The sequence below is a fragment of the Nostoc sp. 2RC genome (genome assembly GCF_014222165.1).
Taxonomy (GTDB): domain Bacteria; phylum Cyanobacteriota; class Cyanobacteriia; order Cyanobacteriales; family Nostocaceae; genus Nostoc; species Nostoc linckia.
The window spans coordinates 1-7,516 of the sequence record NZ_JACKZU010000391.1; the positions used below are offsets into that span (position 1 = coordinate 1).

A 7,516-nucleotide genomic window follows, 5' to 3' on the forward strand; every position below is an offset into this window, starting at 1 on the left:
ACAGATACCCCACCCGCCTGACGGCACCCTCCCCTTGCCAAGGGGAGGGTGCCGTCAGGCGGGTGGGGTATCTGTCGCAAACATTTTTTGAATCGGTATTACACGTTCTCTACACCCCGCCCAAACAAATAATTTTGGGTTCTACTGAGAATTCAATACTGTATTCATTAGAACAAGGCATAAACCTTAGCTTCCCAGGAATATATTGGTTCACGCCCTACTCGATTAGAATCGACAAGACGTTTGGCATCCTTTTGTGAAACTTCGTACCAATGTTTTCCTGGTGGAGTAGCAGGCCAATTGTTTACAAAATATTCAGCACCAGGACTTTCTGCATTGGAAGTTATGAAATCAGAAAAGTTTGCGACCACCACAACCTGTTTGTCTGAGTTAAGGCGACCCCGACGCCACACCAACACTCGCTTATTGTCATTCAAATCGACGTGAAGGAAGTCCGTGTCGTTAACCGCAAGGGCATCATAGCTGGTGCGAAATTTAATGAGGCGAGAGACATAATCCTTGACGTTTTTACGCCAGGGATCGGCAAGGCGACCAAAGTGTACGGGATCGACTTGCTTACCACCCTCCTGATTAACATTTCCCTTAGCGTCAAAAAGATTGTGCTGGTCGGCAAATTCGTCACCAGCAAGAATCATGGGAATGCCAACTGCTGTAAGGAGACAGGTGAAAGCCAACTTGAAACGTTTTTCGCAATCAGAAACGCCATTTTCCTGAAAGAAGTTGTAGAGACGTTCGTTTCGGTAGCCTTCGACATCGTGGGAAGTCAGATAAAGGATCGCTTGAGTCAGGTCAGAATAGCCGAATCGACGACAATCAATTGCTTTACGGACTGTTTCGGCAAAGTTCCAAGGTTCGCTTTCGTGATGGCGACCGATGAGAGCCATGCGGATGTAGTCCTTAAAGCTTTGGTGCCAAAGACCATCGAGTCGCTGTTGGGATAGGAGGGCTTTGGGTTCACTGAGTTCTTCACCAACAACCAGGAAACGTTCCTCCGCACCGCTAGCTCCTTGTACTGCGAAGCGCAGCCGATTGAGTTCGCGAGCAAGATCTTTGTATTCCTGAATAAAGTCCCAATTATAAACATTTTCAATGCTGTCAAGTCGCAGTCCGTCAATGTGGAAGTCATTCATCCAACGGGTTAGTGCGGTCTTCATCAGTTGACGACCAGGCGAGATAGTTTGAACTTTCCCCGATATGGGATCGTATCCTCGAAGCATTTTGGCGTAGCGGAAAAGGGAAGCCCCGTAAGCGTTACGCAGGTTATTATCATCCTTAGCACGTGAGTTGTGAGCGTCTGGGTCTGATTTAGCTTGAGAAGGGTCGAGGATGAAGAAGTCGTCACACGCCACCGCAAGATAAGGGTTGTTTTTCGAGAAAGCCATGACCGTATCCACAAAAAAGCGTATGCCATTGGTGTGACAAATATCGATCAGCTTGGCAAGGTCGCGGTTTGGTGTACTCCAACTGTAGAAGCTGGGTAAGCCGAGTTCAAAGTCTGGAGCCAGGTAGTTAGTGGTGCCATAGCCCCATTGGCGATTATAAGTGCTATCGGCGGGAGGAAGAAGTTCGAGGGCGTTGATACCGAGTTCAGTTAAATAAGACTTTCCTTTCTCTACCACATCAAGCTCAGAAAAATCTGGAGCTTCGAGATCTTTTTCAATGAGGGCAGCCACATCAAGGAAAGTACCAACACCCATGTTACGCCCCCCGACTTCCGACGATCGCGACCAGGTGGTGGGGAGTTCATAAATCACCAACTGGTTATTCGTTGGTAGGGTCTCAAGTTTGGTTGTATGAGGAAAGCTAATTTCCTCCCCACCCAAGTCAGCAGCTACAAGTTTGGCGACTCCATCTTTGATCGCACATTTGATTACAGCCGGGGGGTAGCGATCGTCATCATTGAAGGGAGAATCGACGAAGGGAGTTAAACGCCAATCTACCATGTATGCAGTGGGGTCAGTAACCCGCAGACGCTTACCAGCTCGATTAGGATCGGGATGACTGACGGTAACTTCAAACCAGTAATGATAAACTTCACCATCTTTAAGGTTGCATTTTGTTGCTGAAATTTCCCAAAGGTCTGGGAAACCAGGAACTTGCGTCAAGGGGAATTCCTGTTTATCGATGAAGGTTAATGGTGCGCCTGGTTTTACTTGCCCAACGATTAAAGATGGAACTGGAGTAGTATTGCCGACATGCCAAAGAACGAAGGATGTTTCCTTCCGTGCTAAAAGATCTGCTGTCATTCGCTTTATTCCAAATAAGTAAGGCTGAATGAAAAAGTTCTAATTGTGATTAGAGGAGTTAGAAACTAACGGAACACTCCCAAAATTCAAACGGCATCCAACAAATATTGAGATAGGATGCGTATAATATCTGGCAACATGGTCTAAAAATACTTATACCATAAGGGTATAAAGAATTGCTACATTAAAGCTAAACAGCCTTTTCAGTCCATATTGCAGATTTCTAGTTATATTTGGGCACAACACCAAAATATAAACCAATTGTGAGTATCAAAATAAGAAAAAATTGTGAGGAATTTGTGAGTATTCAATCGTTTTAAGCACTATCAGGCAATAGAGTTCAGATCGGCCTGTTTTTTCTTCCTCCTCATCACCCTCCAAAAATTAAAGCATCTAGGGAATAAGCACCAGGGCCAAAAACAGCGATCGCAATTAGCATCACGCAATACATAAAGGCTTTTTCCCAACTAGGTGGTTCGCTTTTTCCTAAAGGGCCTTTATACTGATCTCCGGGAATTAAATAAGGATCTGTAGCCACAAAGGGCTTACCTTCTATTAGATGTAACAATATAGCAAATAACATAGAAGCCAAAATCGGCAAAGTTGCCAAAAGTGTGAGAAATCCCAAGATTAGGAAAAATCCACCACCTAACATTGTCCACGCAGATATAAAGCAAAGAAACACTGGTGTATTGATGGATTCTGCCCAGCGACGCAGATGTTTTACTTTGGGGTAGCCGTGGAGCAAAAACAAACCGCCAACGCTAACTCTGAGCAGTAAAAGTGCTAATCCTGGGATTCCGCTAGGATATGCATGAGTCAGAGAACTTAAAAGATAAGGGCCAAGGAATGAATAATTAACTGAAACTAATATAAAAGTGATTACCTTTGGTAGTACCCACATAGCGATCGCTATACCCAGCACAAATTGATAAATCATAGCTGTACACCACGGGTTTGAAGGTCGATCGCATACAAGGAATGACCGGCTGTGATAAATAAGCGATGTCGTTCTTTACCACCAAAAGTCAGGTTAGCACATGTTTCCGGTACGAAAATTTTTCCTAATGGAGTTCCATCACAGCTATATACTTGTACGCTGTCTTGAGAAGTTGTAAAAACATTGCCATGTTCGTCAACCCTCAGTCCATCAGGTTGTCCTGGTTCGATGACTGCAAACACGCGTCCGTTTTTTGCCCATCGACTATCTACAACATCGTAGACGCGAATATGATGAGGCCCGCCTGGAATATTAAATGCAGCTGTATCTGAAACATACAACAAACTTTCATCTGGACTGAAAGCCAGTCCATTTGGGCGTACCATATCTGTTACCACAGGATAAATCTCACCTGTTGCTGGGTTAAAGCGATATACATAACTTCCGGGTTGTTCTTGTTCGCCACCATAACCTTGATTTGGCTCGGTAATTCCATAGGGCGGATCGGTAAACCAAATTGTACCGTCACTTTTAACTACCAAGTCATTGGGACTGTTGAGGCGTTTACCTTGGTAGCGATCGACTAAAACTTTCCATTCTCCATCGCCTTCACGGCGGATGATGGCGCGCAAACCGGACGAACACGCCACCAAACGACCTTCCAAGTCTCGGTAATTACCGCTTTGATAATCAGATGGCTCCCGTAGAACGCTCACATTATCGGTGAGACTCCATCGTAATAGGCGGTTGCCGTGAGCATCGCTCCACACAACACTATCGTCTTCGTGGATATAAACAGGGCCTTCGCTGTGAACTGCACCGTTAGCCAGTTTTTGCAGTGCAGCATCCGGAGATACAATAGCACCCAAGCGATGGTCATAAATCTCAATGGCTTCAGCCATAGGAATCTCCTGTTATTTAAACTCGATCGCTCACAAAAAATAGCACTTTCAACTAAATTGCTATAAAGCTACACTAAATTTCCAAACAAAGGTAATTTGTCTCAACTTCATTGTTATTTTGTTGTTATATATTTACCTCAAACCATAGATATAGATTACGTTAAAACAATGAACTTTTATCGTTAATAAGTGCTGCTTATAATTCAAGTTTTGATACTTTAGTTGATAAATCTGGAGCTTTATTATAAGTTCATTAGCTTTCGTAATATGTGAATTTTTAATCGGTATAATCCATTGGGTGGAAGCAGTATTTTAATTAAAGTTTTACTCTAAGTAAAAGAATCTATCTTGAGAACTATATAGGGTTATCAAACAGCAATATTGGCGTCAGTCGTCAGAATACAGGAAAGGTATTTTGTACGACTGGCGGATAGCGCAGCGTAAAGACTGCGGTATGGCAACTCTTAGAGACGCTACGCGTAACTTGCTTAAGAGCAGGGGTACGCTTAGAGCGAGTCTTCGAGCGTAGCGTCAAGATTGCTGAATTCTGTTAGCGGTAGCGGGGCGTTTAACCCATTCTGAATTCTGTATTCTTCTTCAAAAAAAATAAAAACTAGCTCAAAGTATTGGCAAATGACTTTATAGAAAACGCCAGATTAAGACTGATTTAGTGGTAATAAGTATGAAATTATGACGAGCATCACAGAAAATTACGACATTATCGTTATTGGTACAGGAGCAGGTGGAGGGACACTAGTTCATCGTCTTGCACCTACAGGTAAAAAGATTTTAGTCTTAGAAAGAGGCGATTTTTTGCCGAGAGAAAAAGCTAACTGGAACCCACAGGAAGTTTATCAAAAACATCGCTATCATACCGATGAGGAATGGTACGACAAAGAAGGTAAAGCCTTTCAACCCCAGACAGGTTATTGGGTTGGTGGCAATACTAAACTTTATGGTGCGGCCTTAATACGATTGCGGGAGCGAGATTTTGAAAAGGTAATTCATAAAGACGGGATTTCTCCGGCATGGCCTTTGAAATATCAAGACTTTGAGCCTTACTACACAGAAGCAGAAAAGCTGTATGACGTGCATGGTCAGCAAGGAGAAGACCCAACCGAACCACCCCGCAGCCAGCCATATCCTTATCCGCCAGTTAGCCACGAACCGGATATGCAGGTTCTTGCCGATGGTATACGCGAACTGGGATATTACCCATTCCACCTACCACTAGGATTAAAGCTGAATGAAAGCGATCGCACCAATAGCCCCTGTATTCGTTGTGATACATTTGACGGCTACCCATGCCTAGTACACGCAAAAGCTGATGCTGATGTTAATGCTATTCGTCCGGCTTGTGAAAAATATGCGAATGTTACCCTCTTGACTAATGCTAAGGTGTTACGGTTGCATACTAGTGAGTCGGGACGAGAAGTTACAAAGATAGAAGCAGAAATAGCTGGCAAGCAGCATTGGTTTACAGGCGATATTGTGGTGGTTGCCTGTGGTTCTGTTAACTCAGCTGCTTTACTGTTACGTTCTGCTAACGACAAACATCCCAACGGATTGGCCAACAGTTCCGATTTGGTGGGGCGGAATTTCATGAAACAGTCGGAAACTGCCATAGTTTCAATACATCTAGATGTAAATCACGCTCAGTTTCAAAAAACCATCGCCGTTAACGATTTTTACTGGGGAGAACCTGATTTTCCTTATCCAATGGGTATGGTGCAGAATACAGGTAATGTCCTAGCTGATATGATTCCCGCAGAAGCCCCACCATTAATGGCTCCCTTTGTCAAGTTAATTCCTCATTTTGAGCGACATTTGTTAGCACAGAGATCGGTAGGTTGGTGGTTGCAAACAGAAGATTTACCAGATCCAAATAATCGGATTCGTGTGGTAGGTGACAGGATTCACATTGACTACACACCTAATAATATTGAAGCAAGCGATCGCCTAATTCACCGTTGGACATCTGTACTCAAATCAGTTTCCCGTGGTGCTAAACACGTTCTACCATTTAGCATTTATCCCCGCACTCATATACCAGAACAAGCAGTAGCCCATCAATGCGGTAGTTGTCGATTTGGTACAGATCCCCAAACCTCAGTTCTTGACCTCAATTGCCGTACCCATGATGTTGATAATCTGTATATTGTAGATAGTAGTTTTTTCCCCTCAAATTCAGGCGTTAACCCGACATTAACAATTATGGCCAATGCTTTGCGCGTTGGTGACTGCATAACTCAAAGAATAAAGTAAACATGAAAACAGAGGGATCGCGCAATTCATTAATTACTTTGCTATTGCCCCTAGCTTTAATTCTTGGATTAGTTTTGCTGTTGAGTTTGAATGTAGAAGGCGGGGGAGAGGCTAGGGAAACTACTCCTTTAGAAACATGGCTGAAAGTTATTGTCGGTTATTTAGCCGCAGGCACAGAAATTGCCGCAGCAGTTGTAATTGGCACAGCAGTAATTCGAGGGATTGCTGCCTATTTGCAATTGTTGTTTTCTCGCTCCAAACAACATTTTGATGCCACAGAAGTAGTTCGTCTGCAATTGGGACGAGTCCTAGCATTGGGGTTGGAATTCACTGTTGCCAGCGATATTTTGCGGACAGCAGTAGCACCAACTCGCCAAGATATTTTGAATTTGGGAGCGATTGTTTTGCTGCGAACTTTACTGAATTATTTCTTAGAACGTGAAATTCAGCAAGGAGAACAACGTCGTTTATTGGAGCGTCCAAGCATTGAAAATATTAGATAAGGGACTTCAAAGTAAAAAATATTTTTTAGAAGACTGTTGACCGTTGACTGTTGACTGTTGATTGTTGTCGATTCTTTACAACTGGACAAATTTATGAATGATAAACAAACTAATTTAGAAATGCAAAACCAAACATCTTCTAATACTCATCTTATTGCAATGGGATTGGGTGCAGTAGGAGGTGGAATTGCTGGAGCGGCATTAGGCCGGTCAATTGCTGGTAAGGTTGGTGCTGCCATTGGTGGCGTTGCAGGAGCAATTACTGGTGGAGTTGCAGGCAATAAACTAGCACAATACGCCGAGGAATTGATTCACGAACTCCAGCCTACAGTTAAGTTGGGATTAGGAGCCAATAGCAAACCAATTGAATTACCCCGTCACTACAGTTGGGAAGAATTACAAGCACTATCAAAACCCCCTGAGGCTGGGATTGCTTCCCTACACTCCGTTTAGGTCGTAAATTCTATAAGTATCTGTAGTGGATGGCAAGCCTTAAATGTTGCAATAAAATTTCTTGTGGGATGGGCGTCTCGCCATTGGTGTCAACTTAAGCTTAAACGCTTGTCCCACAGCGGTTTTACCCCACCCCTCAATCCCCTCCCCGAAGTTCGGGGAGGGGATTGAGGGGTGGGGTAAAAC

Annotated in this window: 6 protein-coding genes; 3 read left to right on the top strand and 3 right to left on the bottom strand. The window is 43.7% G+C overall.

Annotated features, from left to right (window positions below; genetic code table 11):
* Positions 1–167: 167 nt before the first annotated feature.
* The 3 genes from GNE10_RS29510 to GNE10_RS29520 all read right to left on the bottom strand — a co-directional run bounded on the left by GNE10_RS29510 (position 168) and on the right by GNE10_RS29520 (position 4,109).
* Positions 168–2,267, bottom strand: coding sequence for an alpha-amylase family glycosyl hydrolase (locus tag GNE10_RS29510; RefSeq protein WP_185569270.1), 2,100 nt, complete (start codon positions 2,265–2,267; stop codon positions 168–170).
* 370 nt (positions 2,268–2,637) lie between these two features.
* On the bottom strand, positions 2,638–3,207 hold the full coding sequence (locus tag GNE10_RS29515) for a DoxX family protein (protein ID WP_185569272.1): 570 nt from the start codon (positions 3,205–3,207) through the stop codon (positions 2,638–2,640).
* On the bottom strand, positions 3,204–4,109 hold the full coding sequence (locus GNE10_RS29520; protein WP_185569274.1) for an SMP-30/gluconolactonase/LRE family protein: 906 nt from the start codon (positions 4,107–4,109) through the stop codon (positions 3,204–3,206). The genes GNE10_RS29515 and GNE10_RS29520 overlap by 4 nt, the downstream gene beginning before the upstream one ends.
* Positions 4,110–4,799: 690 nt before the next feature.
* Between GNE10_RS29520 and GNE10_RS29525 the strand changes: the two genes are divergently transcribed.
* The 3 genes from GNE10_RS29525 (at position 4,800) to GNE10_RS29535 (ending at position 7,330) form a co-directional block, all read left to right on the top strand.
* Positions 4,800–6,374, top strand: a complete 1,575-nt coding sequence (locus GNE10_RS29525) for a GMC family oxidoreductase (RefSeq protein ID WP_185569275.1) — start codon at positions 4,800–4,802, stop codon at positions 6,372–6,374.
* A 2-nt stretch (positions 6,375–6,376) separates the two neighbouring features.
* Positions 6,377–6,877, top strand: a complete 501-nt coding sequence (locus GNE10_RS29530) for a DUF1622 domain-containing protein (protein WP_185569277.1) — start codon at positions 6,377–6,379, stop codon at positions 6,875–6,877.
* Between the two features lie 93 nt (positions 6,878–6,970).
* On the top strand, positions 6,971–7,330 hold the full coding sequence (locus tag GNE10_RS29535; RefSeq protein WP_185569279.1) for a hypothetical protein: 360 nt from the start codon (positions 6,971–6,973) through the stop codon (positions 7,328–7,330).
* The last annotated feature ends 186 nt before the right edge of the window (positions 7,331–7,516 follow it).

Coding starts and splice junctions, on each gene's coding strand:
- GNE10_RS29530 (WP_185569277.1), top strand. CDS start 6,377: ATGAAAACAGAGGGATCGCGCAATTCATTAATTACTTTGCTATTGCCC.
- GNE10_RS29510 (WP_185569270.1), bottom strand. CDS start 2,267: ATGACAGCAGATCTTTTAGCACGGAAGGAAACATCCTTCGTTCTTTGG.
- GNE10_RS29525 (WP_185569275.1), top strand. CDS start 4,800: ATGACGAGCATCACAGAAAATTACGACATTATCGTTATTGGTACAGGA.
- GNE10_RS29535 (WP_185569279.1), top strand. CDS start 6,971: ATGAATGATAAACAAACTAATTTAGAAATGCAAAACCAAACATCTTCT.
- GNE10_RS29520 (WP_185569274.1), bottom strand. CDS start 4,109: ATGGCTGAAGCCATTGAGATTTATGACCATCGCTTGGGTGCTATTGTA.
- GNE10_RS29515 (WP_185569272.1), bottom strand. CDS start 3,207: ATGATTTATCAATTTGTGCTGGGTATAGCGATCGCTATGTGGGTACTA.